This is a genomic window from Kluyvera ascorbata, assembly GCF_023195735.1.
Lineage (GTDB): Bacteria > Pseudomonadota > Gammaproteobacteria > Enterobacterales > Enterobacteriaceae > Kluyvera > Kluyvera ascorbata.
In genome coordinates, this window is record NZ_CP096201.1 from 3684676 (window position 1) to 3709716 (window position 25041).

General features: G+C 51.6%; 40 protein-coding genes, 1 tRNA gene and 1 pseudogene. 28 read left to right on the forward strand and 14 right to left on the reverse strand.

Going from position 1 to position 25041, the window contains the following annotated elements:
• Positions 1–68 precede the first annotated feature (68 nt).
• From MY052_RS17645 to MY052_RS17700, 12 genes are all read right to left on the reverse strand, one after another.
• The gene (locus MY052_RS17645) at positions 69–752 is read right to left on the reverse strand and encodes a DUF1133 family protein (RefSeq protein WP_248537526.1); all 684 of its coding nucleotides are present in this window, start codon (positions 750–752) and stop codon (positions 69–71) included.
• A complete protein-coding gene (locus MY052_RS17650) occupies positions 749–1336 on the reverse strand; it encodes a recombination protein NinG (protein WP_248537527.1) in 588 nt (195 codons plus the stop codon). The genes MY052_RS17645 and MY052_RS17650 overlap by 4 nt, the downstream gene beginning before the upstream one ends.
• Positions 1329–1778, reverse strand: coding sequence for a recombination protein NinB (locus MY052_RS17655; RefSeq protein ID WP_248537528.1), 450 nt, complete (start codon positions 1776–1778; stop codon positions 1329–1331). Before MY052_RS17655 ends, MY052_RS17650 begins: the two co-directional genes overlap by 8 nt.
• Before the next feature lie 242 nt (positions 1779–2020).
• Complete coding sequence (locus MY052_RS17660) at positions 2021–2650, reverse strand: hypothetical protein (RefSeq protein ID WP_248537529.1); 630 nt, start codon at positions 2648–2650, stop codon at positions 2021–2023.
• A 209-nt stretch (positions 2651–2859) separates the two neighbouring features.
• Complete coding sequence (locus MY052_RS17665; protein WP_248537530.1) at positions 2860–3351, reverse strand: ead/Ea22-like family protein; 492 nt, start codon at positions 3349–3351, stop codon at positions 2860–2862.
• Positions 3348–3593 carry a DUF7446 family protein gene (locus tag MY052_RS17670; protein WP_248537531.1) on the reverse strand — a complete coding sequence of 82 codons (246 nt, stop codon included), beginning with the start codon at positions 3591–3593 and terminating at the stop codon, positions 3348–3350. Before MY052_RS17670 ends, MY052_RS17665 begins: the two co-directional genes overlap by 4 nt.
• 2 nt (positions 3594–3595) lie before the next feature.
• On the reverse strand, positions 3596–4123 hold the full coding sequence (locus MY052_RS17675; protein WP_248537532.1) for a phiTE_015 family protein: 528 nt from the start codon (positions 4121–4123) through the stop codon (positions 3596–3598).
• Positions 4120–4425, reverse strand: a complete 306-nt coding sequence (locus MY052_RS17680) for a hypothetical protein (RefSeq protein WP_248537533.1) — start codon at positions 4423–4425, stop codon at positions 4120–4122. Before MY052_RS17680 ends, MY052_RS17675 begins: the two co-directional genes overlap by 4 nt.
• Positions 4415–5788, reverse strand: coding sequence for a replicative DNA helicase (locus tag MY052_RS17685; protein ID WP_248537534.1), 1374 nt, complete (start codon positions 5786–5788; stop codon positions 4415–4417). The genes MY052_RS17680 and MY052_RS17685 overlap by 11 nt, the downstream gene beginning before the upstream one ends.
• Positions 5785–6885: a DNA replication protein gene (locus MY052_RS17690; RefSeq protein WP_248537535.1), complete on the reverse strand. Its 1101-nt coding sequence runs from the start codon at positions 6883–6885 to the stop codon at positions 5785–5787. The genes MY052_RS17685 and MY052_RS17690 overlap by 4 nt, the downstream gene beginning before the upstream one ends.
• Before the next feature lie 307 nt (positions 6886–7192).
• Positions 7193–7732, reverse strand: a complete 540-nt coding sequence (locus MY052_RS17695; protein ID WP_248537536.1) for a toxin YdaT domain-containing protein — start codon at positions 7730–7732, stop codon at positions 7193–7195.
• A 128-nt stretch (positions 7733–7860) separates the two neighbouring features.
• Positions 7861–8076 (reverse strand): helix-turn-helix transcriptional regulator, encoded by a 216-nt coding sequence (locus tag MY052_RS17700; protein ID WP_248537537.1) that lies wholly within the window; start codon positions 8074–8076, stop codon positions 7861–7863.
• A 118-nt stretch (positions 8077–8194) separates the two neighbouring features.
• On the opposite strand from MY052_RS17700, the gene MY052_RS17705 reads away from it, so the two are divergent.
• From MY052_RS17705 to MY052_RS17715, 3 genes are all read left to right on the forward strand, one after another.
• Positions 8195–8848: a LexA family protein gene (locus tag MY052_RS17705; protein WP_420828625.1), complete on the forward strand. Its 654-nt coding sequence runs from the start codon at positions 8195–8197 to the stop codon at positions 8846–8848.
• 149 nt (positions 8849–8997) lie between these two features.
• Entirely contained in the window at positions 8998–9477 is a 480-nt protein-coding gene (locus MY052_RS17710; RefSeq protein WP_016063144.1) for a DUF6932 family protein, read from the forward strand.
• Positions 9474–10406 carry a hypothetical protein gene (locus MY052_RS17715; protein ID WP_248537539.1) on the forward strand — a complete coding sequence of 311 codons (933 nt, stop codon included), beginning with the start codon at positions 9474–9476 and terminating at the stop codon, positions 10404–10406. Before MY052_RS17710 ends, MY052_RS17715 begins: the two co-directional genes overlap by 4 nt.
• A 135-nt stretch (positions 10407–10541) precedes the next feature.
• On the opposite strand, the gene MY052_RS17720 is transcribed toward MY052_RS17715, so the two are convergent.
• Complete coding sequence (locus MY052_RS17720) at positions 10542–10748, reverse strand: hypothetical protein (protein WP_170975603.1); 207 nt, start codon at positions 10746–10748, stop codon at positions 10542–10544.
• 354 nt (positions 10749–11102) lie between these two features.
• Between MY052_RS17720 and MY052_RS17725 the strand changes: the two genes are divergently transcribed.
• The 20 genes and pseudogenes from MY052_RS17725 (at position 11103) to MY052_RS17815 (ending at position 20577) form a co-directional block, all read left to right on the forward strand.
• Complete coding sequence (locus MY052_RS17725) at positions 11103–11465, forward strand: transcriptional antitermination N peptide (RefSeq protein WP_248537540.1); 363 nt, start codon at positions 11103–11105, stop codon at positions 11463–11465.
• A 12-nt stretch (positions 11466–11477) separates the two neighbouring features.
• On the forward strand, positions 11478–11639 hold the full coding sequence (locus MY052_RS17730; protein WP_248537541.1) for a hypothetical protein: 162 nt from the start codon (positions 11478–11480) through the stop codon (positions 11637–11639).
• Between the two features lie 35 nt (positions 11640–11674).
• Entirely contained in the window at positions 11675–12124 is a 450-nt protein-coding gene (locus tag MY052_RS17735; RefSeq protein WP_248537542.1) for a hypothetical protein, read from the forward strand.
• Between the two features lie 160 nt (positions 12125–12284).
• Positions 12285–13541 (forward strand): DUF7666 domain-containing protein, encoded by a 1257-nt coding sequence (locus MY052_RS17740; RefSeq protein WP_248537543.1) that lies wholly within the window; start codon positions 12285–12287, stop codon positions 13539–13541.
• Positions 13542–13679: 138 nt separating this feature from the next.
• Positions 13680–13922, forward strand: a complete 243-nt coding sequence (locus MY052_RS17745; protein ID WP_248537544.1) for a hypothetical protein — start codon at positions 13680–13682, stop codon at positions 13920–13922.
• Positions 13923–13992: 70 nt separating this feature from the next.
• Positions 13993–15138, forward strand: coding sequence for a hypothetical protein (locus MY052_RS17750; protein WP_248537545.1), 1146 nt, complete (start codon positions 13993–13995; stop codon positions 15136–15138).
• 8 nt (positions 15139–15146) lie between these two features.
• Complete coding sequence (locus MY052_RS17755) at positions 15147–15326, forward strand: hypothetical protein (protein WP_248537546.1); 180 nt, start codon at positions 15147–15149, stop codon at positions 15324–15326.
• An 8-nt stretch (positions 15327–15334) separates the two neighbouring features.
• Positions 15335–16069: a Rad52/Rad22 family DNA repair protein gene (locus MY052_RS17760; RefSeq protein ID WP_338033430.1), complete on the forward strand. Its 735-nt coding sequence runs from the start codon at positions 15335–15337 to the stop codon at positions 16067–16069.
• 39 nt (positions 16070–16108) lie between these two features.
• Entirely contained in the window at positions 16109–16390 is a 282-nt protein-coding gene (locus MY052_RS17765) for a hypothetical protein (RefSeq protein ID WP_248537547.1), read from the forward strand.
• Positions 16387–16680 (forward strand): hypothetical protein, encoded by a 294-nt coding sequence (locus MY052_RS17770; protein WP_248537548.1) that lies wholly within the window; start codon positions 16387–16389, stop codon positions 16678–16680. Before MY052_RS17765 ends, MY052_RS17770 begins: the two co-directional genes overlap by 4 nt.
• A complete protein-coding gene (locus MY052_RS17775; RefSeq protein ID WP_248537549.1) occupies positions 16677–17228 on the forward strand; it encodes a phage N-6-adenine-methyltransferase in 552 nt (183 codons plus the stop codon). Before MY052_RS17770 ends, MY052_RS17775 begins: the two co-directional genes overlap by 4 nt.
• An 86-nt stretch (positions 17229–17314) precedes the next feature.
• Positions 17315–17614, forward strand: a complete 300-nt coding sequence (locus tag MY052_RS17780; protein WP_248537550.1) for a hypothetical protein — start codon at positions 17315–17317, stop codon at positions 17612–17614.
• Between the two features lie 2 nt (positions 17615–17616).
• Entirely contained in the window at positions 17617–17799 is a 183-nt protein-coding gene (locus MY052_RS17785) for a hypothetical protein (RefSeq protein ID WP_248537551.1), read from the forward strand.
• On the forward strand, positions 17799–18011 hold the full coding sequence (locus MY052_RS17790; RefSeq protein WP_248537552.1) for a TraR/DksA family transcriptional regulator: 213 nt from the start codon (positions 17799–17801) through the stop codon (positions 18009–18011). Before MY052_RS17785 ends, MY052_RS17790 begins: the two co-directional genes overlap by 1 nt.
• Before the next feature lie 62 nt (positions 18012–18073).
• Positions 18074–18271, forward strand: a complete 198-nt coding sequence (locus MY052_RS24335) for a DUF7301 family protein (RefSeq protein WP_420828646.1) — start codon at positions 18074–18076, stop codon at positions 18269–18271.
• Positions 18246–18485 carry a DUF4222 domain-containing protein gene (locus tag MY052_RS17795; RefSeq protein ID WP_248537553.1) on the forward strand — a complete coding sequence of 80 codons (240 nt, stop codon included), beginning with the start codon at positions 18246–18248 and terminating at the stop codon, positions 18483–18485. Before MY052_RS24335 ends, MY052_RS17795 begins: the two co-directional genes overlap by 26 nt.
• Before the next feature lie 8 nt (positions 18486–18493).
• The gene (locus MY052_RS17800; RefSeq protein WP_192464152.1) at positions 18494–18769 is read left to right on the forward strand and encodes a hypothetical protein; all 276 of its coding nucleotides are present in this window, start codon (positions 18494–18496) and stop codon (positions 18767–18769) included.
• Positions 18770–18869: 100 nt separating this feature from the next.
• Positions 18870–19124, forward strand: coding sequence for a hypothetical protein (locus tag MY052_RS17805; RefSeq protein WP_248537554.1), 255 nt, complete (start codon positions 18870–18872; stop codon positions 19122–19124).
• Positions 19125–19186: 62 nt separating this feature from the next.
• Positions 19187–19249: pseudogene (locus MY052_RS17810) on the forward strand (helix-turn-helix domain-containing protein); the annotation flags it as partial.
• 164 nt (positions 19250–19413) lie between these two features.
• Positions 19414–20577: a tyrosine-type recombinase/integrase gene (locus MY052_RS17815; RefSeq protein ID WP_248537555.1), complete on the forward strand. Its 1164-nt coding sequence runs from the start codon at positions 19414–19416 to the stop codon at positions 20575–20577.
• A gap of 15 nt (positions 20578–20592) precedes the next feature.
• On the opposite strand, the gene MY052_RS17820 is transcribed toward MY052_RS17815, so the two are convergent.
• A tRNA-Arg gene (locus MY052_RS17820) sits at positions 20593–20669 on the reverse strand.
• A gap of 253 nt (positions 20670–20922) precedes the next feature.
• Between MY052_RS17820 and folD the strand changes: the two genes are divergently transcribed.
• The 5 genes from folD (at position 20923) to tsgA (ending at position 25020) form a co-directional block, all read left to right on the forward strand.
• Positions 20923–21789 (forward strand): bifunctional methylenetetrahydrofolate dehydrogenase/methenyltetrahydrofolate cyclohydrolase FolD, encoded by an 867-nt coding sequence (folD, locus tag MY052_RS17825; RefSeq protein ID WP_248537556.1) that lies wholly within the window; start codon positions 20923–20925, stop codon positions 21787–21789.
• Position 21790: 1 nt separating this feature from the next.
• Entirely contained in the window at positions 21791–22003 is a 213-nt protein-coding gene (gene ybcJ / locus MY052_RS17830; RefSeq protein ID WP_035891785.1) for a ribosome-associated protein YbcJ, read from the forward strand.
• A gap of 134 nt (positions 22004–22137) precedes the next feature.
• Entirely contained in the window at positions 22138–22659 is a 522-nt protein-coding gene (locus MY052_RS17835; RefSeq protein ID WP_202216281.1) for a metal-dependent hydrolase, read from the forward strand.
• Between the two features lie 273 nt (positions 22660–22932).
• Positions 22933–23766 (forward strand): xanthosine phosphorylase, encoded by an 834-nt coding sequence (gene xapA, locus MY052_RS17840; protein WP_123650057.1) that lies wholly within the window; start codon positions 22933–22935, stop codon positions 23764–23766.
• A 48-nt stretch (positions 23767–23814) separates the two neighbouring features.
• A complete protein-coding gene (gene tsgA, locus MY052_RS17845; protein ID WP_202216283.1) occupies positions 23815–25020 on the forward strand; it encodes an MFS transporter TsgA in 1206 nt (401 codons plus the stop codon).
• Positions 25021–25041 lie beyond the last annotated feature (21 nt).

Below are 25041 nucleotides of genomic sequence, written 5' to 3' on the forward strand. Positions count from 1 at the left end.
CTTGCATGTGCTTGGTGATTTTCTGCTTCACCTCGCTCTTTCGCCTTTGACGTCCGAGCATACCTGAATTATGCAGCTTCAAAACTTGTTTTCAAGTCTTTTTTGCAAGTTTCTTCATTTTCGTGACCAAGTTCTGCAATTAGCGTGAAGAAGACGGCAGAGTTGAACAATTCGATACACCAACGAACTCGGTCGATGCACTGCTTTTCAGTCAGGAACGGTGCGTGATAGTGCTGCATCCAGCGAGCCATATCGTTGATGGTCTTGCGCCAGGTGTAATAGTCCTTTCCAATCTCGTAGACGATGCTGTTTTTGGGGAATGATTTGAGGATCACCCTCTCCATAAATTCAGCCTCCTCCTCATCGCTAGCCTTCCCCATCAGGTCGGAGAGTGACTTTTTAGGCCAGATTATGGCTTTAGCCTGAGTGATGAGTTGATCGCCTGAATATCCCATCTTGCGCAACCCAGCAAGCACAGTAGTGATTCGCTCCTGTTGCTCACCAGTCCACCCTGTCAGAATCATTGACCACATCCCACCGCCACCAGAAAGACGAACGGTATCGCTACCGCCCAACTCTCTACCCCACAGGCCAAGAAGAGACCTTACCCAGCGACTTTGAGATGGTGTGAGTCGACGATACTTTCCAAGATATGACCGGCGAGGGACTGCTGCCAGTTTCATCCAACTACATTCAGGATCGGCACGTCGTACCGATAATTTCTCATAATTATTGATTTCGGTTCGGGTCATGCGGCCTCCTGCTGTTTCAGTTCTTTGAGCTTTGCGCGGTAATGCGCTGCCAGTGCGTCGAGTTCTTCACGCGTCCATTTCTTGGTTTCGTGCGGGCCCATCAGTCGGTCATAGGCCGCTTGCCCAATCTTGGCGATCAGCCTAGGGCGGTATTCACCGATATTTCCAGACAGGTAGGAGTTACAGGCTTCACACTGGATATGGCAGTTGGTTTCGTCGTAGCGGGTTTCTGGCGATGCGCCGACAGTGCGAAAGTGACCGGCATTCATCTTCGCGCCGGAGTTACGACCGCAACTTATGCATGGCTGTCCTGCGTCACGTTGGCGAATAAACGCGTTAAAGGCTGTCTGAGCGCGTTTGTGGTATTGGCTAAGTGGTTGCAGAGCCTTCTTGCGAATCTTCAGCTCACGGCGTTCCTGCTGCGCCTCCTGCTTGCGTTTGCGCTCGGCTGCCAGTTTCTTCTTAGCTAACAGAAGTTGACTGTACTCGAAGCCATGCTCAGGACAGCGCCACCAGACGTTTTCGTAGGTGGCGGTGAATTTGGCCTTGCAGATTTTGCAGCTGCGGCGGGATGGTTTACGCATGGCGATCACCCCACCGCTTAGCCCATTCGATTTCGATGCAGGACTTCTCGCTGAATTTGACGTTCTGCTGAGTGCCAAACCAGTAGATAGCCTCGATGACTTCGACCATCTGTTTGACGGTCATCTTGCTGGTACGCTGCCCGAACATCACAATTCCGCCATCCAGACCGGGAGCCATGCGTTGCTCTTGCTTCTTGGACTTGGCGACCATCGCGGTGATGAGGTCTTTCCAGTCATCTGAGTCGTATTTATTGCCGAACCAGAGAACCTGGTCTGAGAGGTCTTTCAGCAGCGGCCATAATTTCCGATTCTGTGAAAGTGTGCGGGTCATCTCTTTGATATCGAGAATCAGTGGTCGCTTAGCATCCACCGGTAATTCCCGGATGAATTGGATAGCGTTCTGTTTAACGGATTCGTTAACGAGGTGGAATTGTTGCCTCACGCTTCACCTCCGCAGAGGTCAAACGCAGAATGCAGAAAAGCACCGGTGCCGGAAAGCATCAGTGACAGGTGATATGTTACTTCGTAGTACTGGTGCACATTAATGTCCCCATTAATGCGCCGGATGCATTACCGCCGGGCGTTCAACTCCGACGGCAATGCAATTATAACACTACTTTTGAGAATGGGTAATTAGTGTTGCTTGACGTTGAGATACTTTGCGTTCTGCTGGGGATTTAGGCATCACCCCACCTCCTTTGGCGCTGCCTCAATCATCCGGCGATACACATCGTATGTGCCAAACTGAGCATCACCTGCCTCAAGCATTTCGTACGTCGGCTCTTCTGGCACCAATATCCAACCATCCGGAGTTACCGGAGAGTTGCGCCGGAACGCCAGCAGCTCACGATACGCATTAGCCTGCGGGTTATTACCGTGCGCCATTGCTTCCAGTTCTTCATTCGTGAATGAGTTATCTGGAATGGCTTGAACCATGATTTCCTCATATTCGGCAACCTGCAGGTCTACTGGTTGAGATAGGTCACGGCGATTATCGTGCACCATGGCTGCGCGGCAGGAGTTCCATGCGCAAACAAAGGAATCAACAGGAGACATTACTCCGCCCTTTTCCATCAGTAAGTCATACGCCTTGCATGCCGTCATCTCTTCCAGAGCTACCGGCTCACCCTTCGCCTTCCGCACTTCCCGCAGCTCTCTCAGCCCCTTCACCGCATCAGCAATGAAATGGTCCAATGTGCTGCCGTTGCGATACTTGAGCGAACTCTCAAGCGCTTCGATAACGCGTTCAATGCGCTCACCTGTGAGTTGAGAGTTTGCAGGGTGGTTAGCTGGGTCTGTTAAGTTGATTGTCATGCTGCACGCTCCTCAGTAGACAAAGTCACAAGTGAATTCATGGTCACACTCCGGACAGCAGCATTCGAAGTCTTTTGTGGCCGGAGTGTTATACTCCCCGGCTTCATCAATTCCGTGCCAGAAATCATCGGTTCTGGTTAGGTCGAAAGTGTGCCCACACTGAGGGCAATCCACATTAAGCTCGATAGTCCATTCTGCTTCGACTTTGCTCATTGTCCTTCTCCTTCGATAACCTGGATGCCAGCGGCGGCCAGCCACTTGGTGAAATTGTTCTGACAGTCGATATAGCCTTTCGCGTAGTCCTCAGTGGTTCCGTAGTGACACAACTGAAAATCGTCACGCAGCTTCACGGTGACGGTGCGGGACTCATCTGCTACAGGCTTTAGCATTGCTGTTGCCATTTCCTGATTCATGCGCTTTCTGTCACTGAGTTTCTTTTCCAATCGCGCAATCTGCTTATCCCTGGCTTCCAGCGCCTCTACCAGCGCCAGAACGTTCGCTGGGTTAGCAACAGCGATGAACTCAGCAACTAGGCTTTCCCCGTTGACGTTTTCACAATCCACAATGTGGTCATAGCAGACGGTATCGCCAACATCGTAGGCTCCGCCGTATACGCTGGCCCCTTCGTCATGCCAAGTGTCGCCATCTAAATTCTCTGCTGCAGCTTTCATTGTCGCCATCAGTGCGGTGATATCGTTCATTGGGCCTCCCGTTTTTCCGCCTTCAGAATCATGCGAGAGCCGTCATCAAGCTCCCAGCCGATTTCACCGCCTTCAGCCATAACCAACTGCCAGACAAGTTGTGCGGCCTCGTTGGTAACATCGCGACCACGATCATTTCCCACGCGTAAGCGTCCGCCGCCGTCCAAATCGCGCATTTTTGCAAGGGTGATTGTTTTGCTCAGCGGGGAGAAACCGAGCTGAAGTTTTGCTGTATTGCTCATTGCTAGGCTCCTTTGCGAAGTTTCTGCGCTAAATCGTCAAGCATATTTGCGTAATTAAACTGGTTTACGTCATCGAGAGCGCAAGCCGCCATCTCCACCCCCTGAGCCCGCACTTCAGCCAGGTACGCGTCGGTTGCTGGCATAAACAATGCTGATTTAGCATCAAACATGAGTGATTTCGCGGGATTGATTGACTTCTCCTCAGGAGAAATACCGCTCATTGCAAATTGGTTAACCATGCGCTCAACCACTTCACGCAATGCTGCATTGTCGACCGCCAGAGCCTCGCTATGCGTCTGCTGCTTTTCACTCTCCGCCGCCAACTCAGCGCGCTCGCTCTCAACGTTCGCTAATTTCACTGACAGTTCGAGAAGCTGCTGCTCTAATGCTTTGGATGCTGCTTGCCAGGCTTCCAACATCTTTCCAACGACAGGATTTTTATATGTTCCTGACTTTACGCCGCGGGTCCAGATAGAAAGGTCACTGTTTTGATTTTTGGCCCACAATTCAAATTGCTCTTTAGTATTCATGCTCTCTTCACTCCGAATGTTTTAACCAGTGCCGACTCCATGCGACCTACGCAGGAGCGGATACGGGTAATCTCTGTCTCTGGAAAATTGCTGATTGCCATCTGATGCAGAGCGCCTTTTAGGGGCTTGCTCTCGATGATTTGCATGCGGTTAGCAGCGAATTGCTTCAGTGATTGCTTGATGCTTCGTCCGTCTGCTCTGGCACATGCGCGGCATAGTTCGGCATGGAGGATGGTTTCAGGGAATTCCGGGTACTCAGCTTCGATAATCTCTCGGGTGTTTCTGCACTCACTAACACTCATAGTCAGCCTCCTGCATATCTCTTTCGTCTTTGGTGAATGCAACCGGATCAAGACCTGAGTAACGGCTGCTGAAGTGGTAGGTTTTCTCGGCGCCGGGTGCATGGCGAGATTTGACGCAGATAATTTCCGTGATGCCCTTCAGCTCGGTATTCGGGTTGTACTTCTCATCCCGGTACACCATGAAAATCACGTCGGCTTCCTGCTCGATCACACCTGACTCGCGTAGGTCTGCCGCCACCGGGCGCTTGTTGGCTCGTTGCTCAAGATTTCGGTTGAGCTGGGCCAGGGCGATGACCGGGCAGCGCAACTCCTTAGCCAAGTTCTTCAGGCCGGTGGCAATCTCGCCTACGCTTCGGTTCATGTTCTCCGGATCTGCCATACGCATTTTCTGGAGATAATCGACAATCACCACGCCGAGTCCACCGAGTTTCTTGTGCATGCGTCGCGCCTCTGCTCGCACCTGGTGTACGCTGAGAGATGTCTTGTCGTTGATGTAGATTGGAGAGTCGATGAAGTCCTTCATGCAGTGACCAACCTTTCCCCATGCGCCATCCATCACACCAGCCTTGTTGCTTAGTAGATCCTCTTTGCTAACTCTCGCCCGGTGGAATGCCACACGTTCGGATATCTGCTCTACTGGCATTTCCAGGCTGAAGAACAGGACGGGCTTATTGTTTTTCAGCCCTACCGTTTCGGTTACTGTGGTGCTGAACATGGTTTTACCCATGCCAGGACGGCCTCCAACCACAATGAAATCGGTGTTGTTGAATCCGCCAAAAGCGCTGTCGATCGTTGCCATGCCCAGCTCTGTCTTGTGCTTCCAGATGTCACCACTGATGATCGACTGGATGGTTTCCAGAGACATGTCAATGCCAGTGGTGATGTGTTCGGTCCCGCTTTCGTCCTGGCATTCAATGCCTGACACATCGGCCTGTATGGCGCCAATAATGTCGCTTAGTGAGTCCGATGTTGGCTCGGAAAGCTTCTGGATGCTGGCCTGAAGGATTAGCGTCATCCTGCGCCCGGTAGCAAGTTCACGAAGCTTCTCGCAGTACGCTGAAAGATTTGCGTAGGATGGTGTGTCTTTTGAGCATTCAGCCAGGTAAGCGAATCCACCAACGTCTGCCAGGTGTCCAATGCGCTCCAAGTCATCAGTCAGCGTTAACAGGTCAATGGGTGTCCCTGCATCGTTCAGGCGCTTGTAGGCGTTCAGAATTAGTTTGTGAGGTCTTACGGTGAAGTGTTCCTCACCCATTCCCTCGATAGCGTCAGTGGCGGCGTCGGCGCCTTCCGGCTTGCTGGCTGCCAGCATGATTCCACCGATGACTGACTTCTCTGCGTAGAGATCGATAAAACGGCTCATGCAGTAACTCCCTTGCGCATACGGTGCTCGTTGATGGCCTGCTCGTAGACAGAGCCCCAGTTTTTCGGATTCAGGATCCAGTCGAGGGTCAGCCATGGCTGATCACCTCGGGTGCTGAACAGGGAGGACTTCCCGATCAGTTCGAAGGCCATGCCCATGTGTTTCAGCTCGCGCCAGTTGCCCTGGCTGGTCTTGCCATTCCAGACCGCCTCAAGGTCACGGTAGGCCGGTCGGCGGCGGTTCCACTCATGCAGAGAGACAGCCTTAGCCGGGAATTTGCCATTCCAGAGCTTGATGATTTCTTCGTGTGGGCATGGCGCCGGGTTGCTTCCCTGCCCGTCTGCCCAGATCAGGGCGTCTGACAGGTAGCCATCGAAGCGGGTCATTCGGCACAGGTTTTCCGGCTTGAATCTGTGGTCCCATTTTGCGTGGGCCCAGCGGATAACCAGTTTCAGCTCTTCAGCGGTGTAGCACTGGTCTTTGCACTTCACGGTGGTGAGCACTTTTTCGAACGGTGCCAGGTTTGAGTAACGACCGCCTGTCAGCTGGTTGAAGTAATCCATGACTTCCTGAGCGAGCGTGTTTTCCCCCTGGGGGGTAAGGGGGGTTTTATTAGTTTTAGTAACTCCATTCTTGTTCTGTTCGACGGGTGGTTCGTCACCCCCTTCGACGGGTACTAGCTTCAAGACCGCGCCAGCACTGGGTTTAGGTTCGACGGGAGGTTCGTCACTACCTTCGACGCCTGAAATACCCTGATATTCACAGTAATTTGTGATGGTAATCACGGTTCCGAATGGGGTTCCTTTAGTGCTTAACATCCCTTCCCGACTGAAGAAATTCAGCATTCGCTCAACGGCTTTCGAGCTCTTTTCGTTGCCATCCTGATCGCGAAGTTTTCTCGCCAGAATGGCGGTGGTGGTCACCAGCTGCCCGGCCCCAAGCATCCACTCACGACCGGCAAATTCAACGCTGCCCGGCTTAAAGCGAGCTTCACCAAGCAGGCGCACCCACAGGGCTAACTTTGCCGTATCCTTTGACCACGGTGCCGTGAGAGCGCTTCTGAACATGGCAAAGTGACCCTGCTTCCTGTTGTCCACGCGAGAGCTCCTGGAGGAATACACGCCTCCGTTTCGATCTGCTAACTTAACGACGCCCATGCTTCACCCCTGACTTAGCCATTGCGATGCGGATAACTCCAATCAGGCGCTCTGCGAATGCCTGATTCTTGGACGCTGCGACGATTAGGCCGTCTGGTGAATCTGGATGGCGTCGCTCCTCTTTTTCCTGGTACTTTCTGCGCTTAACCATTAAACTGACTCCTGTTGGATGTGTTGACGTAACACAGTGTTGAGAAGGCCTTTGGAGTTACCGCTTCAAGGGCTTTCGCTTTTTTGGTAGTACCCATCACATAACTCCCAGCATTGAAGTGACCATCGTCATCAGCGGGCCTACCTGGTCTGGCATGAGGCGGAACATGGCAGCTATACCCTCGCTTACCTCTTTCAGCTTCTGATGCTCTGGTGCGTCCAGCATGACCGCCTGCTTTGCTTCCGATACTTCCTTCTCAGCTTCTGCCAGCCTGACCAGTTTGCAGTCAGCGCCAACCAGCTTTGTGCGGTACTCAATTGGCAGAACAGCCATGATTGCCGGTGTCAGCAGGCGCACGTTCTCGCGGTACTGCTCGGAGTCGAAGCGGTTATCGAGGAAGCGGAACAGCTTCTGGCGCTGGCGGCTTACATCCTTCGGGAAAGTGATATCCACCCCGCCCTGCTCCCGGTACTCATTGACGATCAGCATCGTCACCACGTCCTGCCCCTGAGAAGCCGCCCATGAGCGGATCGCATTGCGGATCGCGTCGTGGTTATCTTCCTGTTTTTGCTGAGCGCGATTTATCATCACGCCTGGAGAAAATCCGATACTCTGTTGATAAGTAAGTGAATGCATGTGCAGTTCCTTAAATTGAAAAAAGGACAGATAGGCCATGCGCAGACACGCAGAGCCATGTTTGATTTGTTTTATTGGAACTAGCTTTTCAGCTACGTAGGCCGGACGGCCATTGTGAAGAGTAGATATTAAGCAGCGTTGTGTTCTGGTGGGAACACGTCGTCAAGATTTACTGTTGCGCCTAGCTTGTTTAGGCAATCAACAATAGCTCGACATGTTTTAAGGTCAGGATGGCGTCGACCGCACTCCCAATGACCTATTGCGCCTTGGCTGCATCCAATAACATCAGCCAAGGTTGTTTGGGATATCTTCAAGGACTCCCGATACATTCGTAGGTTGCTCATACATCCTCCATAGTAACCATAACCAAACAATACAATATGTACTTTGATAAAGCAACATAAAAAATACATAACGTGCATGGCTGTATGTAGTACAAAGCGTAATAATGGCGGTATGAATATGAAATGGAACGAACTGGCAAGAGCCAGAATGAAAGAGCTTGGCATTACGCAAGAAATGCTGGCTGAAGAGCTTGGAATGACGCAGGGTGGCGTAGGTCACTGGTTGCGTGGATCACGACATCCATCGTTAGATGAAATCGGGATTATTTTTCAATATCTTGGGATTTCAAATGTTTCATTTAATCATGATGGTACATTCTCGATCACTGGCCAGGTTACCAATGCGCCAGTGAAAAAGCAGTATGACTACCCAGTATTCTCGCATGTGCAAGCAGGTATGTTCTCTCCTGAATTTAGAACATTCACAGAGCGTGATGCGGAAAGATGGATAAGCACAACAAAGAAAGCCAGCGACAATGCATTCTGGCTTGAGGTTGAAGGTCACTCCATGACGGCTCCAGCTGGTTCAAAGCCTAGTTTTCCTGAGGGAATGCTGATTCTTGTAGACCCGGAAGAGCCTGTTGATCCTGGTGACTTTTGCATTGCTCGCCTTGGTGGAGATGAGTTTACATTCAAGAAGCTAATCAAAGACAGTGGGCAGGTTTTCCTGCAGCCGCTAAACCCACAGTTCCCTATGATCCCATGCAATGAACATTGCCGAGTTGTGGGTAAGGTTGTTGCGTCACAGTGGCCTGAAGAGACGTTTGGGTGATGGGCAAGGTGTTCTGGTCGGCGCATAGCTGGTGAAAAAATTATTTAATGCGGTGTATTGGCTGATTGTAACCCCATGTAACATCTTGCCGTCACCATTTCGGTGGTTAGATTTTTAATAAAAAAAACAAATGTATAGCAAGGTTTTTTATGGATAAAATTAATTACCCACCCCTGTTTGAGCCAGGGTTCCATGACATGGATGAAGCTGGATTAAAATCGTATTGTGTCGATTGCTTTCCTTCATCATCCAGGCGAGGCATGCTATACTGTAATTTTATACAGCTACTCGAATCTATTCGAGAATTATCTGCTCAATATGGCTGTTTTACAGAAATATGGGTTGATGGTTCATACACCACGTCTAAACCAGAGCCTGATGATATTGATATTTTGTTGGTATGTGACTATAGCAATATAAACTCAATACCTGTCATGCTTCGGGGCCGCGTCGATAATTTGCTTGACCGAAACTACATCAAACAAAACTACAAAATTGATGTCCTACTACTCATGAAGAATTTAGATGACCCTAACTATGATTATGAGTACTGGCGTAGCTACTGGCGCGGTTGGTTTGGTTTTGATCGCAGTGAAAACCCGAAAGGGTTAGTGAGGATTTTTTTATGAATGATAAATCAATGTTTAAAAATTGCGATAAACGCATTGATTTCATTCAAAAAGAAGTCGATGCAATGAAGCAAAACAAAACCAGGTCCTTTGCTGACATGCTTCTTTATCGCTCCATGGATTCTCATTTGAGCGATTTGAAGGCCGAAAAATTAAAGCAAGATAGTCGGCACCCACTTATCGATTTTTTTGAGCTGCGGCTGAAAGGCTCTGAGGTTGACTTTGGCTCTATTCCTTTAGAGCTGCTTGGGGCTATTTCAACAAATCTTGCAGCGCTAATACAAAGAGCAACACACAAAATTGCCTCAGGCAAGGACTCAAAAAAAGTTCCCTACGACGTGAAAAGCTCCTTAAACCTCAGGCTGGCTGATTTATCCCCTGGGTCTACAAAATTGGGCGTCACCTTCTCTACAGGAATAGCAGAATTAGTAGAAACAGTACCCAGCAAGGCTGTAAAAGGCATATTCGATTTGTTGTTAAGCGATGACGACAACAACTTCATGAATCACGTCGCTGAAATTGGATACAATTCCACTGTAAGCCTTAAGAGAATCGTAGAGGAATGCGATAAACACAACTTAACATTTGATGCAAGTTGGACCGGTCCATTTAGTAATGGCACCAAGGTGGCAACTATTGACTCCAATAAAATTAAGTACTTGGTGAGTAGACTTACATCAACCATTTCATCCCCTCCCATTACTGAAACGCTTACAGGCGAACTGGTCGTTCTATCCAAATATGGGAAGCTGGAGCTTGATGTTGGTGGTGAACATTTAAAGGCTTCCTATCCGATTGAAATGCTAGATTTAATACAAAAAAAACACAAGGTCGGACAGATTGTTTCTCTTTTAGTGGAGACTACTGAGATTCACAATGATCGCATAGGTCTGTACCGTAAAAACCATCTTGTTAAATCGGTTCTTTAATATCTCACCCGGCCACCACGCCGGGTTTTTTATTGCCCACCCATAAAGCCATCCTCCATTCTGCCGATAACTATCCAGCCTGAAGCTGATAACAATAACTATCGCAACACTACCTGCCCGCCCGTGCGGGCTTTTTTACTGCCCTTTCCTCACGAACTCCGCAGCATCCCTCAGCAATCCCTTGTGAATAACATTACCAACAGCCTTCCTCTTGGCCTCCAGGCTATCCACAATCGCATCCTGACTAATCGCTATCCCACCGATAATCAGCTCGACAACCGCTCCGCCAATCTCTCCAGCGATGAAAGCAGCACGATCTTCCAGTAGTTCATCTCTCCCCATATCCATTCCTAATCCCATATCTATGCCCTTTTTGGTGTTTTTATGAGCACATCACCGCAAATTGAAAATAAATACCTCATTCAAACAATACGTTATGGTGCTTTTCCTTATTTATAGAACAAATTGTATTGACCAATCATAAGTACAACATGTACTATTAACTCCATCAACAGGACGCACCACTCACCAGGACGGTGAACATACAACGATTCAGTGATGAATCTACGAGGCTGAAAAGCCTGATAACCAAAGTGAGCTTTGGGATGTGGCAAGCGAGAACGGGTAAACGTGAAGAAGCCCTGACTTGTGCGGCTGGTTACCGCCCACATCACCAAAGTTCATCAGGAGGTCACCATGACACGCAGAACAGCATTCAATGGGTCAGCAGCAGGTCGTCGCCGTGAGCGTCGCGCAGCAGTACAGAGCGCAGTTGCAGTAAGCGCCGAGAGTATGCATCGCCCTACCCTCAGTCGCGCACAGATTCAGGCGAAGGGTACACACGAAACGCCTAAGCGCCTTGAAGATGCCAAGCCACTTCAATTTATGGCTCAGGACGCTTTCTGGAATCTGAAAGAGTACAAGTTGCAGATCGAACGAGCGGCGATCGTCTATAGCAATGAGTTTGGTCACAAGCCGATGGAATCCGGGATGTGTCTGCCAGATGTAGCAATCTTCGCTGCCGGTCACCGCCGGAGCAAACAGGTAACTGCGAGATAAGTGAGGTGAGATGTGGACTCGAATAAATTTCGGTGCACCGGTCAATGGAATGAAGAGACGTTCGACAGGGTTATTGAGGCAGAGGATGAAGGTGATGCCCGTGAACATTGGATGTACTGGGCGTGGGCAGCTGGAGCAACGCTGCAAAATCTGGAAATAACTGAGGCTGCCTAATGGCGGCCTTTTTATTGGTAACTAAGAGGGTAAGAATGAACGAGCAAGCAAACAAAATTCTCGTCGAGCTGCTACAGAAAGCAGCTAATGGCATCGATGCTGCGGTCACTTTCAGTCAGGCTCAGATTCCTGATGTTGTTCATCAGCTTCTGCTCTGGGAAATGACATACAGCCTAATCATGACGATTCTCCCCATATCAACAATCCCAGCGGTTGTCTGGTTTGTTAAATGGCAATGCAAAAAGGTTGAGATCGGGAAATTTGGGAATGAGGGATATTCGTGGGATAGAGGCAATCCAAAGTACAGCCCAACAATGATATGGGATAGCAAGGGTGAACTTAGTTTCCTGATTGCTCCGCTGGCATTCTTCCTCTTCATGTGGGGTAGTTGGCTGATTCTCGCAATAGCTAAGATGACTTGGCTGAAAATCTGGCTCGCACCAAAAATTTACCTCCTCGAATACGCAGCATCACTCATCAAATAGACCCGCTCCGGCGGGTTTTTTCATACCCCAGCAACTTCACCGAGGTTGCTTAGTTATGAAGCGGCTATCCACCGCAATGACGCGATTATTTTTGTTACAGCGTCGAATGCAGATATCAACGTTCAGCGGCGCGGCTTAAGCGCATCACTAAGGAAACCACATGACACAGAAAACTATCGTCACCTACAAAGGCTTCAACAAAGATTTGCAGTGCCGGGATTATCAGTTTGCTATCGGTGAAACCTACCATCACGAAGGAAAAGTAGAAGCCTGTGGCTCTGGTTTCCATGCGTGTGAATGTCCTTTTGATGTCTTCGGTTATTACTCACCAGCAGATAGCCGATTTGCAGAGACTATTTCTTTCGGCACAACCGATCGTGAAGAAGGTGGTGACACGAAAATAGCCAGCGCCAGCATCACGATTAAAGCCGAATTAACACTGCCTCAGTTTATTCAGCATGGTATTGAGTGGATCTGGAGCAAGATTGATAAGTCGTTAGAACAGCAGATCATGTCGGGCAACCAGTCAGCGGCAACCAACACTGGCTACCAGTCAGCGGCAACCAACACTGGCGACTGGTCAGCGGCAACCAACACTGGCGACTGGTCAGCGGCAACCAACACTGGCTACCAGTCAGCGGCAACCAACACTGGCTACCGGTCAGCGGCAACCAACACTGGCGACTGGTCAGCGGCAACCAACACTGGCTACCAGTCAGCGGCAACCAACACTGGCGACTGGTCAGCGGCAACCAACACTGGCTACCAGTCAGCGGCAACCAACACTGGCGACTGGTCAGCGGCAACCAACACTGGCTACCAGTCAGCGGCAACCAACACTGGCGACTGGTCAGCGGCAACCAACACTGGCAACCGGTCAGCGGCAACCAACACTGGCTACCAGTCAGCGGCAACCAACACTGGCGACTGGTCAGCGGCAACCAACACTGGCAACCGGTCAGCGGCAACCAACACTGGCAACCGGTCAGCGGCAACCAACACTGGCTACCAGTCAGCGGCAACCAACACTGGCTACCGGTCAGCGGCAACCAACACTGGCTACCGGTCAGCGGCAACCAACACTGGCGACTGGTCAGCGGCAACCAACACTGGCGACTGGTCAGCGGCAACCAACACTGGCAACCGGTCAGCGGCAACCAACACTGGCGACTGGTCAGCGGCAACCAACACTGGCGACTGGTCAGCGGCTGAGGTCTCTGGATCACAATCAGTAGCAGCATCACTCGGAATCGAAGGTAAAGCCCGCGCATCAGAAGGTGGAGCTATCGTTCTTTGTTACCGGGATGAAGATGGTGTGCTTATCCATATCCGCGCCAGCAAGGTTGGCGAGAATGGGCTGAAAGCCGACACCTGGTATCAGTTGGATGAAGGTGGCGAATTCGTGGAGGCATCATGATTAACCATTACTTACTTCAGGTAGCTCAGGGTGAGCTTGCAATAGCTCAGGTTACTGGTGACGGTCTGTTGTGGCAGAGAGCTATGGCAAAGATGCGTGTTGCTATGGGTACGCCGAGATATAAGCGCGGAGGATGCAATGGAGCTAGTTCAATTCATTAAGCGTGTCGGTGAGTATTACGACGATTGCAACCTTGGCTTCCCTGAAATTATCGAATTGAAAAGCGAATCGGGCCTCGAGAAGCAGGAAGATACCATCCACGGCATGCCGTATGTGCTTGTCGAGCAACACACCGGTTATCCGTGCGAAGACAGCTTTTATGGTTATCTGTTCTTCCCTCTAAAGAAACGCAAATACATTCGAGTTCCTTTCTACATGTAACCAATCCCCCTTTCCTCTCTGGCAGTCATTCAGATGCCGGGAAGCGCTTACACACAATTCAGGAGAACTCATGAGCGAAGTAACGGATTTAGTCGTAATCGAAAAATCGAGCGCAATGGCTGTATTCACCAATAACGAGCAGCTCGATCCAATCATTGAAAAAATCGAGAAAGAAGCTCGTAGCCTGGTGCCGGATGTATCCACCAAGAAAGGTCGTGATGCTATTGCGTCAATGGCTCACAAAGTTGCGCGTTCCAAGACGTATATCGACAACGCCGGTAAAGACCTTGTAGCGGAGCTTAAAGCCCTGCCCAAGCAGATTGACGAAAGTCGCCGTCTGGTGCGTGAACGCCTCGACCTGCTGAAAGATGAAGTGCGCCGGCCGCTTAACGAATGGGAGCAGGCTGAAGATGAGCGCAAGCAGGCATTGCAGCAGCGCCTGTCGGACCTCCGCGCGCTGGCCGATGTGATTGACGATGCAGGTAACTACCTGCCTTCCACTGATATTCAGTATCGACTAGGAGAGGCCAAAGCGGTGACGCTTGGCGACTCATGGCAGGAATTCGCAACCGAAGCAGGCGTTGCGAAGGATACCACGGTGCAGAAACTGGAAGCGGCGGTAATCATAGCGAAGCAGCATGAAGATCAGGCCGCCGAGCTTGAGCGTCTTCGCAAAGATGCCGAAGAGAAGGCGCGCCGCGACCACGAAGAGAAGCTGAAGCGTGAAGCTGCAGAAGCAGCACGGCGTGAAGCCGAGCAGAAAGCACAGGTCGAGCGAGAAGAGTCCGCGCGCCGCGAGGCAGAGCTGAAAGCCAAAGCCGAACAGGCAGAACGTGACCGCATCGCCGCACAGGAACGTGCAGAGCGTGAAGCTAAAGAGGCGCAGGAACGCACTGCAAAACTGGCTCAGGAAGCGCGTGAACAGGCTGAGCGCGAGAAGCAGGAAGCCATCGCAGCAGAGCAACGCAAGGCGCAGGAAGCCGCCGACAAGGTTCGTCGTGAAGCCGAAGCAACTGAAGCCGCCCGCCTGGCAGAAGAGAAACGCATCGCTGATGAAAAGGCCAAGCGTGAAGCTGATGTTAAGCACCGCAAAGCAATCGGCACTGGCATTGTGAACGCGCTAACCGCCAATTCCAGCATCAGCCGCGACCAGGCTATCGAAGTGCTAACCGCTCTGATGAATGGCCTGGTACCACATACCAAGATTAATTACTGAGGTGGCAGATGATTCCTGTCCAATTAGCACGTACCGAGAAAGAAAGCCGCTTAAAGCGTATCTGCTTCCTCGCTGAAGCACGTTACTGGCGCAGCGTTGGCAACAAGAAGCTTAAGCGCGTCAATTTATCTCTCGCTAAGGATGAGCGGCTATCGTCGCGGGATTTCCTTGGTGAACCACCATTCTGAGGTGAGGCATGGATCTGAATAAATTTGATGAGCCATTCGCAGCTGATGACATCGAGTGGCGAATACAACAAAGCGGTAAAACAGGTGCTGGAAAGGTGTGGGCCATGGTTCTGGCCTACGTCACAAACCGGGCGATCATGAAACGCCTGGATGATGTTTGCGGCAAAGCTGGCTGGAAGAATGAATACCGCGATATTCCGAATAACGGCGGTGTCGAGTGCGGCATATCAATCAAAGTTGGTGATGAGTGGATCACCAAGTGGGATGCCGCAGAGCAGACGCAAGTCGAAGCGGTTAAGGGAGGACGCTCAGGCGCAATGAAACGCGCCGCCGTGCAATGGGGAATCGGACGATATCTGTATGACCTTGAAGAAGGATTTGCGCAGATATCCACTGAGAAAGAAAAATCTCGCGGCTGGAATCGAGCAAAACTTAAAGACGGAACTACATTCTATTGGCTCCCGCCTAATCTTCCATCTTGGGCAATGCCGGGCACATCTGAAGCGCACGTGTCTGAGTCTCAACCAATACAGAATATCTCCAATGATGCAAATACTGACGCAGCAGAATCCGCACTTTTCGAATTTGCAGCATTAGCTGGAAAGGTTGCTTCAGTAGAGGCATTGCAGGAAGCATATAAGGACGTATGGCCTAAGCTAGGCGGATCTAAAACTCACGAAGAGCGCTGCACTGAAACCTACCGTACCCGCGGCAAAGAACTCCAAACACAACAGGCGGCATAGTCCGCCTCTCCATCAGGGCGGCGCGATGCCGTTACCGCTATGAAACCAGAAATCATTCTCAAGATTCTGCGCAAAGATGCGCGGAACAACATCACTGTATTTCACAGATGGCAAACATCTCGCAGTGCTGGCAGCCACATCGCTGGAGCCACCCTGAATTATCACGAGCCATATTACGAAGGCTGGGCTCCTTCTCTGTCCATGCGAGAAGAGTTCATTTCAATGTCAGAGCTTATGCAGATTGAAAATCAACTCACTGTTGAGCATTGGGGTAATTCAACGCTAGGCGGCCGCATTTACCGACTCAAGGAGGCGCAATGAAGTGCGAACCATGGGAACAGTACGAAGAGGACTTCCTGCGGGAAGTCGCCTCATCGATGACCGTAGAGGATATCGGTGAAAAGCTGGATCGCACAGCGAATGCAATCATCTGCAAAGCCTCAAGAATGGGCGTAAAGCTATCGGCTAAAAGGGTGTTCAAGCGGTGGAATAAGAATGAGGTAGCGATGATATCCGCCCTCCCCGCCATCACAGTAGCCAACCGAACCGGGCGCAGCATCTACGCCATCAGGGCAAAGCGGTACAAGTTGAGTCGACGGGAGGCCGCATGACCGATTACACCGGAAGTAACACACCAGCAGAACAGCGCGATTTGTGGCGTACGCCACCCGCTCTCTTTGCTGCGTTGGATGCTGAATTCTGCTTTCAGCTTGATGCGGCCGCCGCGGCGCACAACGCGCTTTGTCGGAAGTTCATCACAGAGGAACAGAACACACTGGTTACGCCGTGGTTCGAGCATATGCAGATCCCAGGCTACGCATGGTTGAACCCACCATACAGCGACATCACGCCATTCGTGAAGAAAGCGGCTATAGAGAGCGAGAACCGGATCGGCACAGTGATGCTGGTACCGGCAGACACTTCCGTTGGCTGGTTCAAAGAGGCTATCCAGACAGCTAGCGAAGTGCGTTTCATCACCGCCGGGCGGCTGGCATTCATCAATCCGGTAACCGGCAAGCCAGTATCTGGTAATAACAAAGGGTCAATGCTCATTATCTGGCGACCATATCCTCGCACTCACTGCGAATTCACCACTACCGATCGGGAAGTGATGATGGAATTCGGCGCGCGAATTATAGCGAGGCGTGAAGCAGCATGACCAAGCTATCAAAAATCATACAGGAGCTTATAGCTCCTTTTTTATTGGTGTCGTTCGTAATCAATCAACAGTTTAGGGAGTGAGGTATGGAAGAGTTTAAGGGTACTCCGGGGCCGTGGAAATACACAGTCAGAAATGTGAATGAAATGATGACGACATTTCACGGCGTGGCTATAGGAGATACGTACATTGAAGCTGCAACCAGAAACGAACGAGAAGATGCGCGATTGATTTCAGCAGCACCTGATTTGCTGGAAGCATGCCTACGACTTCGTAATCAGCTTTATGCGGCGGGTTACGACAGCAAAGAGAAATCTCTCAATCCTACGGAAGAACTCCTTTTCCAGACAGAGCAAGTCATCGCCAAAGCACTCGGTAAGGAATAGCTATGAAGAAATCAATGCTAGCGATTAGCGTAAGCATGCTCACACTTGCTTCACTTCCTCGTTTTTCTCCAGCAGAAATTTGGGCTCCACCAAAACATAATCAAGGTAGCTATCCATCAACAACCGGGAAAACTGGTATCGCAGCTGCTAAGCGTGCAGCGAAGAAGCGCAGGATAGCAAAGTAATGGCCGACATCATTGATTCAGCATCAGAAGTAGAAGAGTTACAGCGTAATGCTGCACTGGCTGCGCACCGGATTAACCGGCTTGCAGTATCGGCGTTGAAATGCAGCGATTGCGGCGATCCGCTAACAGAGGAGCGTCGGGAGGCTTCTCCAGGATGCACGATGTGCGTTAGCTGTCAGGATGATTCAGAGAGACGGAATCGGAGGATGTGATGGCTAAATTCACCACTATTCAGGAGCTTACTGGGTCTGATATCACCCAAGGAAAAGCGTTGATGAATCGGTACCACAAATCATCATCACTACCAATTATGGAGAGAAGGAAAAATGCTCCTACAGTTTGCTGTTTCAGGCGTGACAGGGTTCTGCGTAGGTTGATGAGAATAGAAATGGATGCGTTGCTTCAGAGATTCACTAAGTGGGGTAATGAGATGAAGGAAGCAGCCAATGTTCCAACTTATTCTACCCGGTAGCTATTACGTCGACCATCATAACGCCCTCTGCAAAATCCTCCGCACCACCTCCACAACAGTCCACTACCAGCGAAACGGTCATAACTGCATAGCCAGCATGATGCGGTTTAACGCTGATTTCGAATTCGTGGATGGCGCGGAGATAAAGCAGATATGGGCAGACATCGAAACAGCAGATCACATTAAGAAGCTACGCGCTATGCGGGTGGCTTAGGGGGAATTATGGGGAAGACATCCATTCGTCTGGAGGAGTTTAAACGGGACGCCAATGGCCTTGAAGACTACAGCAAATACACCGTCATCAGTCACTCGTCGCAGGAGCACTCAACAATCGTCGATTGGCCCATTGAGCTTGAATATCGGCCGATGACGCATCTCAACCAGGTATCAATGAACATCCACTCTGACCTGCATGAGACAAAAGAAGAAGCTATGGAGCAATTAGGTCGCTGGCTTGTTCGCCTAGGTGAGGCGCTGCAAGAACACAATTTCAAATGACGCAACTGATAGCTGATTCACTGAGTCGGCTATTGGGTGCGAACCGTTATCCCTTGATGTTATTGCCCACTTTGGTGGGCGTTTTTTTAAGGTAAATATTATGAGCGAGTCTATACAAATGCCGCAGTATCAGTGCCACAAGAAGGTTTGGGCGCTGAAAATTCAGCAAGTTTATTCTGTAGGAAGTCAAAACCTCATCGTTCCAGCTGACTATGGCTATGATGATTTCCCTGTGTCACAGGAATACATCGACAAGCACAAACCACAAGAAGGCGGTTATTACGTTCAATACGAAGATGGCTATGAATCGTATAGCCCGGCAGATGCATTTGAATCTGGTTATACGCGAATTTAACGCCGTGACACGTCACAATCAGCCGGCCAATGTACCGGCTTCTTTTTGCCTGGAGAAAACCAATGGAGCAATACAGCCTCACTCTCGATGAGGCCTGTGCATTTCTGAAGATATCCAGACCAACCGCGACGAACTGGATCCGCACTGGCCGACTGCAAGCAACCCGCAAAGACCCTTCAAAACCCAAATCCCCTTACCTCACCACCAGACAGGCCTGCATTGCGGCACTCAACTCACCGCTGCATACTATCGACGTGAGCGCGGCGGATGCATTTAAAGAGGAAAGAAAATGTCCATCTTCCGCAGAGGTGAAATATGGTACGCCTCGTACTCGCTCCCGGGCGGGAAGCGAATTAAGGAGTCTCTTGGCACAGCGGACAAGCGGCAAGCTCAGGAACTGCACGACAAGCGAAAGGCAGAACTCTGGCGAGTAGACCGGCTTGGTGACTTCCCGGATGTGTCGTTTGAGGAAGCTTGCTTGCGCTGGCTGGAGGAGAAAGCAGATAAGAAGTCGCTCGACTCTGACAAAAGCCGGATCGAGTTCTGGTTGATTCATTTTGAGGGGATGAGGCTGAAGGATATTACTGAGGCGAAGATTTACGCCGCGGTAAGCAGGATGCAGAACAGGAAGGCGAAGGAGATTTGGCAGAGTAAAGTTGAGGCGGCGAAGAGGAAGGGATTGGATGCGCCAGTATTCGAGCCCAAACCCGTCACCACCGCAACGAAGGCCAAGCACCTGGCAATGATGAAGGCGCTACTCCGGGCCGCTGAGCGTGACTGGAAGTGGCTGGAGAAAGCGCCGGTTATCAAGGTACCTGCAGTGAGGAACAAGCGCGTAAGATGGCTTGAGCATGATGAGGCGAAACGGCTTATTGATGAATGTCCGGAGCCGCTGAAGTCGGTGGTTAAGTTTGCGTTGGCAACCGGGCTTCGTAGGTCGAACATCATCAATATGGAGTGGCAACAAATCGACATGCAGCGTCGCGTTGCCTGGGTGAACCCGGAAGACAGTAAGTCAAACCGCGCTATTGGCGTAGCGCTTAATGATACGGCCTGTAAGGTTTTGCGAGATCAGATTGGCAACCATAATAAATGGGTGTTCGTGCATTTGAAATCGGGCTATAGAGGCGATGGGACATCAACGCCTTCAGTCAGAAAGATGAGAGTGGATGACGGCCGCGCGTGGAACGCAGCATGCAAACGAGCAGGTATTGATGATTTCCGTTTTCACGACCTGAGACATACATGGGCCAGCTGGTTAATCCAGTCCGGGGTTCCGTTGTCCGTTCTGCAGGAAATGGGCGGATGGGAGAGTATCGAAATGGTTCGCCGATATGCTCACCTGGCACCTAGTCACCTGACCGAGCACGCACGACAAATTGACTCGATTTTTGCCGATGATGTCCCAAATATGTCCCACAGCGGAAATCAGGAGGAGGCGAAAGAGGCGTAAGCTATTGAAACTAAATGGTGCGCCCTGCAGGATTCGAACCTGCGGCCCACGACTTAGAAGGTCGTTGCTCTATCCAACTGAGCTAAGGGCGCACTGGGGAAGTCAAAACTTCATGGTGGGGTGAAACGCGTGGAATTATACGGTCACTGGCAGGTGAGTCAATCCATTTCCTTACGAAACCTGCGCGGCCTGCAGCGATGGATAAAGTACAACCAACTATCGCTCAACTCTTCGACAAAACCACTTTCCGCGGAAAACTCGCAAACGATACCTGACAGCGAGCCTCGCATCTGACAAAATATGTCCATCCCCCCTTCGTTAATGACAGATGGAAAATTTTCCCTGATGGCAGCAAAGATTATTGACGGTAAAACGATTGCGCAGCAGGTGCGCTCTGAGGTTGCTGAAAAAGTGAAGGCCCGCGTTGCGGCCGGAAAACGCGCCCCTGGGCTAGCCGTTGTCCTCGTGGGCAGCAACCCTGCCTCGCAAATTTATGTCGGCAGCAAGCGCAAAGCCTGCGAAGAGGTGGGTTTCGTCTCCCGCTCCTATGACCTGCCGGAAACCACATCAGAAGCCGAACTGCTAGCGCTGATTGATACTCTGAATGCCGACACCACCATCGACGGTATTCTGGTACAGCTGCCGCTGCCTGCTGGTATTGATAACGTGAAAGTTCTGGAGCGTATCGATCCAGACAAAGACGTGGATGGCTTCCATCCGTATAACGTCGGTCGCCTGTGCCAGCGTGCACCGCGCCTGCGCCCTTGTACTCCGCGCGGTATCGTGACGCTGCTGGAGCGCTATAACATCGACACCTACGGCCTGAACGCCGTGGTGATTGGCGCGTCCAACATCGTTGGCCGTCCGATGAGCATGGAGCTGCTGCTGGCCGGCTGCACCACCACCGTGACCCACCGCTTCACCAAAAATCTGCGCCACCACGTTGAGCATGCGGATCTACTGATCGTTGCGGTCGGCAAGCCGGGTTTTATTCCCGGCGAGTGGATTAAAGAAGGTGCCATCGTCATTGATGTCGGGATTAATCGCCTCGAAAACGGTAAAGTAGTCGGCGATGTGGTGTTTGAAGAAGCCGCCGCGCGCGCGTCTTACATCACCCCGGTACCGGGCGGCGTAGGTCCAATGACCGTCGCTACCCTGATTGAAAACACCTTACAGGCGTGTGAAGAGTATCACGACGTGGAGAAGGCATAAGATGGCAACATTTTCTTTGGGTAAGCATCCGCATGTGGAACTCTGTGACTTACTGAAGCTGGAAGGCTGGAGCGAAAGCGGCGCGCAGGCGAAAATCGCCATCGCCGACGGTCTGGTTAAAGTTGACGGCGCGGTAGAAACCCGCAAACGCTGCAAAATTGTCGCCGGTCAAACCGTAAGCTTTGAAGGTCAGAACGTCACCGTGACGGCGTAAGCCTTACTGTAGCCCGGCAGAGCTTCGCGACGCCGGGTCTCATCCCCTCCCCCTATTTTTCAGAATTACACCCTGCTGCAAAAATTCGCGTCAACAACGATACTCTGTACTCCTCATGCAAAAACGGACGACAGATGCCAACGATTATCACCCACGCCGCAGTCCCGTTGTGCCTTGGTTTAGGCCTCGGAACCCGCGTTATTCCGCCACGTTTGCTGTTTACCGGCGTCGTGCTGGCAATGCTCCCCGACGCCGATGTGCTGGCCTTTAAGTTCGGTATCGCCTACGGCAATATTTTCGGCCACCGCGGCTTTACCCATTCACTGTTGTTTGCCTTCGTGGTTCCCCTGCTCTGCGTAATCGTGGGTCGACGATGGTTTGGCGCGGGGTTAATGCGCTGCTGGCTGTTTTTAACGGTCTCGCTGCTGTCACATAGTCTGCTGGATTCTATTACCACCGGTGGCAAAGGTGTCGGCTGGCTGTGGCCGTGGTCGGATGAACGGTTTTTCGCACCGTGGCAGGTGATTAAGGTCGCGCCGTTTGCGCTCTCACGCTACAACACGCCGTACGGACATCAGGTGATAATTTCAGAGTTACTGTGGGTGTGGCTGCCGGGTGTGGTGGTGATGGGATGGCTGTGGTGGCGCCGTCGTTAAGTGAGCGCGCGTTAGGTAGCCCGGCCGAGCACAGCGACGCCGGGAACCGCACCACGGCCAAAGTGAAGCGCATCACAAATCATCGCGCCCAACCCTGGCTTTTCAGGTCGCTCAGACATTCATCTAATTTGTAATACATTGAATAATAAAAGCTTAAAAACACCATCCCTACAATCAATTCGATAATCATATCAATATCGCCATTTATCGAATTGGATTGGCAATCAACCGCTCCACAGAATAGGGAAAAACATCCCTGATTCTGGAGTCCCTATGTCACCGTCAATTCTCAACAATGCCCCTTACGAAGCCGTCGAGGTACTGCGCGCGGCCAAACCCGGTTTCACCCCTCGTATCGCGCTCATCCTCGGCTCTGGCCTCGGCGCGCTGGCCGACCGGATGGACAATAAAACTACGCTCTCCTACGAGGAACTTCCCGGCTTTCCGGTAAGCACCGTCATCGGCCATGCCGGGGAAATCGTCATGGGGACATTACACGGCGTGCCGCTGATTTGCATGAAGGGCCGTGGGCATTTCTATGAAGGATTAGGCATGGGCATCATGACCCAGGCGGTGCGCACCTTTAAGCTGCTCGGCTGCGAATTTATGTTCTGTACCAACGCGGCGGGCTCTCTTAATACGGACATTCCGGCCGGAAGCCTTGTTGCACTGAATGACCATATCAATACTATGCCCTCGACGCCGATGGTTGGCCCGAACGACGATCGCTTCGGCCCGCGTTTCTTTAGCCTGGCCAATGCCTACGATAAAGACCTGCGCGCCCAACTGCATCACACGGCTAAAGGGCTGGACATTCCGCTGCACGAAGGCGTTTTTGTCTCCTACCCAGGGCCCAACTTCGAAACCGCCGCGGAGATTCGCATGATGCAACGCATGGGCGGCGACGTGGTCGGTATGTCGGTGGTGCCGGAAGTGATCGCCGCACGTCATTGCGGGCTGAAGGTGCTTGCCGTTTCCGCCATCACCAATATGGCGGAAGGGCTGAGTGACGTGGAGTTATCGCACGAGCAAACGCTGAAGTGCGCAGCGATGGTCACCGACGACTTTATCCGTCTGATTGGCCAGTTCATTAAACAATACGCTTAATCCATGATTCGTCGGCGGGCACGCTGCTGCCCGCCTGGAGATACGTCTATGTCTGACATGTCCTGGTCTCGCCCTAATTTAAACGCCGTCTCATACCTCAGCTACTATTTCGTCGGCGCGCTGGTCTCTACGCTCGGTATCGTCCTCGGCCCGCTGTGCGCGGCTTTTCATAAAGACCCGAGCTTTATCGGCCAGGTCTTTACGCTGATGAACATCGGCATGTTTATCCCCATCATGCTCGGCGGCATTCTGATGCGTAAATGGGGGCTGCAAAAACCGCTGGTTATCGCCGCGGCGCTCACCATGCTTATCAGCGCTATCCTGTTCGTCTCGCCAACGCTCACGCTGTTCAGCTTTGCCGTTGCTGGTATCGGCGCCTGTGGGGGCATTTTCATGACCATCGGCAGCTATCTGGTCGTGCGGATTAATCCGGATGAAAAAAGTCGCTCCTCAAGCCTGATTTTTACCGACTTTTTCTTTAGTCTGGCTGGCGCAACCCTCTCTTTCCTGCTGGCCTGGCTGTTCCGCATGGGCGCAAGTTGGGTCGCGATGTACGGCATTATGGGCGGCCTGGGCGCGCTGATGCTGGCGCTGACTATCCGCTGTCGCTTCCCTTCCACAGAAGCGCCTGTTGCACAGCAGCACAGCAGTACCGCCGCACGTGAACCCTGGGGTCCATCAATTTATCTGATTTGCTTCGCGCTATTCGCCTTCCTGCTGGCGGAACCCATTTTCACCATGTGGACGCCGGGCTACCTGCAGTTCCGCTTCCATATCCAGCCACAGGACGCCGCGCTGTACACCACGGTCTACTGGGTAGCGAAAGCTATCGGCCTATTCCTCAATCAGTTCACCGTGAAGTGGATGAAGCTGCGCACCTTCCTGCTGGGCTGCACCGTTATTGGTCTTATCGCCATTGCACTGATTGCTAACAGCAGTAGCACCACGCTGATTCTGGTGGCCTGCGGCGTCTTTGGTTTCTTCAACTCAGGCCTGTTCTCCGGGCTGATGAGCTACGGTTCGCTGCAGGTTAGCCAAAGCTCGCCAACGCTTATCTCCGCGCTGCTGACCTGCGGCACGGTAGGCACGCTGCTGTTCGCCAGCGTCTCTTCGCTGGTCAACGGTCATTACGGTCTGCACGGCGCGCTAAACACCGCCACGATTTCCTACGCCATTCTGCTGCTGGTATTGGTCGTCGCCATCGTATGCAGCCGCGCAGAACGCCTGCACACCACCGCACCGGCGGCCGTTTGACAAGGCAAGAGGAGGGGGGCA

Coding starts and splice junctions, on each gene's coding strand:
- MY052_RS17685 (WP_248537534.1), bottom strand. CDS start 5,788: ATGAGCCGTTTTATCGATCTCTACGCAGAGAAGTCAGTCATCGGTGGA.
- MY052_RS17710 (WP_016063144.1), top strand. CDS start 8,998: ATGGATAAAATTAATTACCCACCCCTGTTTGAGCCAGGGTTCCATGAC.
- MY052_RS17760 (WP_338033430.1), top strand. CDS start 15,335: ATGGATCTGAATAAATTTGATGAGCCATTCGCAGCTGATGACATCGAG.
- MY052_RS17835 (WP_202216281.1), top strand. CDS start 22,138: ATGCCAACGATTATCACCCACGCCGCAGTCCCGTTGTGCCTTGGTTTA.
- MY052_RS17700 (WP_248537537.1), bottom strand. CDS start 8,076: ATGAGCAACCTACGAATGTATCGGGAGTCCTTGAAGATATCCCAAACA.
- MY052_RS17805 (WP_248537554.1), top strand. CDS start 18,870: ATGAGCGAGTCTATACAAATGCCGCAGTATCAGTGCCACAAGAAGGTT.
- MY052_RS17645 (WP_248537526.1), bottom strand. CDS start 752: ATGACCCGAACCGAAATCAATAATTATGAGAAATTATCGGTACGACGT.
- MY052_RS17720 (WP_170975603.1), bottom strand. CDS start 10,748: ATGGGGAGAGATGAACTACTGGAAGATCGTGCTGCTTTCATCGCTGGA.
- MY052_RS17745 (WP_248537544.1), top strand. CDS start 13,680: ATGGAGCTAGTTCAATTCATTAAGCGTGTCGGTGAGTATTACGACGAT.
- MY052_RS17670 (WP_248537531.1), bottom strand. CDS start 3,593: ATGAGCAATACAGCAAAACTTCAGCTCGGTTTCTCCCCGCTGAGCAAA.
- MY052_RS17660 (WP_248537529.1), bottom strand. CDS start 2,650: ATGACAATCAACTTAACAGACCCAGCTAACCACCCTGCAAACTCTCAA.
- MY052_RS17785 (WP_248537551.1), top strand. CDS start 17,617: ATGAAGAAATCAATGCTAGCGATTAGCGTAAGCATGCTCACACTTGCT.
- ybcJ (WP_035891785.1), top strand. CDS start 21,791: ATGGCAACATTTTCTTTGGGTAAGCATCCGCATGTGGAACTCTGTGAC.
- tsgA (WP_202216283.1), top strand. CDS start 23,815: ATGTCTGACATGTCCTGGTCTCGCCCTAATTTAAACGCCGTCTCATAC.
- MY052_RS17775 (WP_248537549.1), top strand. CDS start 16,677: ATGACCGATTACACCGGAAGTAACACACCAGCAGAACAGCGCGATTTG.
- MY052_RS17750 (WP_248537545.1), top strand. CDS start 13,993: ATGAGCGAAGTAACGGATTTAGTCGTAATCGAAAAATCGAGCGCAATG.
- MY052_RS17695 (WP_248537536.1), bottom strand. CDS start 7,732: ATGCATTCACTTACTTATCAACAGAGTATCGGATTTTCTCCAGGCGTG.
- MY052_RS17770 (WP_248537548.1), top strand. CDS start 16,387: ATGAAGTGCGAACCATGGGAACAGTACGAAGAGGACTTCCTGCGGGAA.
- MY052_RS17705 (WP_420828625.1), top strand. CDS start 8,195: ATGAAATGGAACGAACTGGCAAGAGCCAGAATGAAAGAGCTTGGCATT.
- folD (WP_248537556.1), top strand. CDS start 20,923: ATGGCAGCAAAGATTATTGACGGTAAAACGATTGCGCAGCAGGTGCGC.
- MY052_RS17735 (WP_248537542.1), top strand. CDS start 11,675: ATGAACGAGCAAGCAAACAAAATTCTCGTCGAGCTGCTACAGAAAGCA.
- MY052_RS17675 (WP_248537532.1), bottom strand. CDS start 4,123: ATGAATACTAAAGAGCAATTTGAATTGTGGGCCAAAAATCAAAACAGT.
- MY052_RS17765 (WP_248537547.1), top strand. CDS start 16,109: ATGAAACCAGAAATCATTCTCAAGATTCTGCGCAAAGATGCGCGGAAC.
- MY052_RS17725 (WP_248537540.1), top strand. CDS start 11,103: ATGACACGCAGAACAGCATTCAATGGGTCAGCAGCAGGTCGTCGCCGT.
- MY052_RS17790 (WP_248537552.1), top strand. CDS start 17,799: ATGGCCGACATCATTGATTCAGCATCAGAAGTAGAAGAGTTACAGCGT.
- MY052_RS17780 (WP_248537550.1), top strand. CDS start 17,315: ATGGAAGAGTTTAAGGGTACTCCGGGGCCGTGGAAATACACAGTCAGA.
- MY052_RS17755 (WP_248537546.1), top strand. CDS start 15,147: ATGATTCCTGTCCAATTAGCACGTACCGAGAAAGAAAGCCGCTTAAAG.
- MY052_RS17680 (WP_248537533.1), bottom strand. CDS start 4,425: ATGAGTGTTAGTGAGTGCAGAAACACCCGAGAGATTATCGAAGCTGAG.
- xapA (WP_123650057.1), top strand. CDS start 22,933: ATGTCACCGTCAATTCTCAACAATGCCCCTTACGAAGCCGTCGAGGTA.
- MY052_RS17795 (WP_248537553.1), top strand. CDS start 18,246: ATGTTCCAACTTATTCTACCCGGTAGCTATTACGTCGACCATCATAAC.
- MY052_RS17815 (WP_248537555.1), top strand. CDS start 19,414: ATGTCCATCTTCCGCAGAGGTGAAATATGGTACGCCTCGTACTCGCTC.
- MY052_RS17665 (WP_248537530.1), bottom strand. CDS start 3,351: ATGAACGATATCACCGCACTGATGGCGACAATGAAAGCTGCAGCAGAG.
- MY052_RS17650 (WP_248537527.1), bottom strand. CDS start 1,336: ATGCGTAAACCATCCCGCCGCAGCTGCAAAATCTGCAAGGCCAAATTC.
- MY052_RS17715 (WP_248537539.1), top strand. CDS start 9,474: ATGAATGATAAATCAATGTTTAAAAATTGCGATAAACGCATTGATTTC.
- MY052_RS24335 (WP_420828646.1), top strand. CDS start 18,074: ATGAATCGGTACCACAAATCATCATCACTACCAATTATGGAGAGAAGG.
- MY052_RS17800 (WP_192464152.1), top strand. CDS start 18,494: ATGGGGAAGACATCCATTCGTCTGGAGGAGTTTAAACGGGACGCCAAT.
- MY052_RS17740 (WP_248537543.1), top strand. CDS start 12,285: ATGACACAGAAAACTATCGTCACCTACAAAGGCTTCAACAAAGATTTG.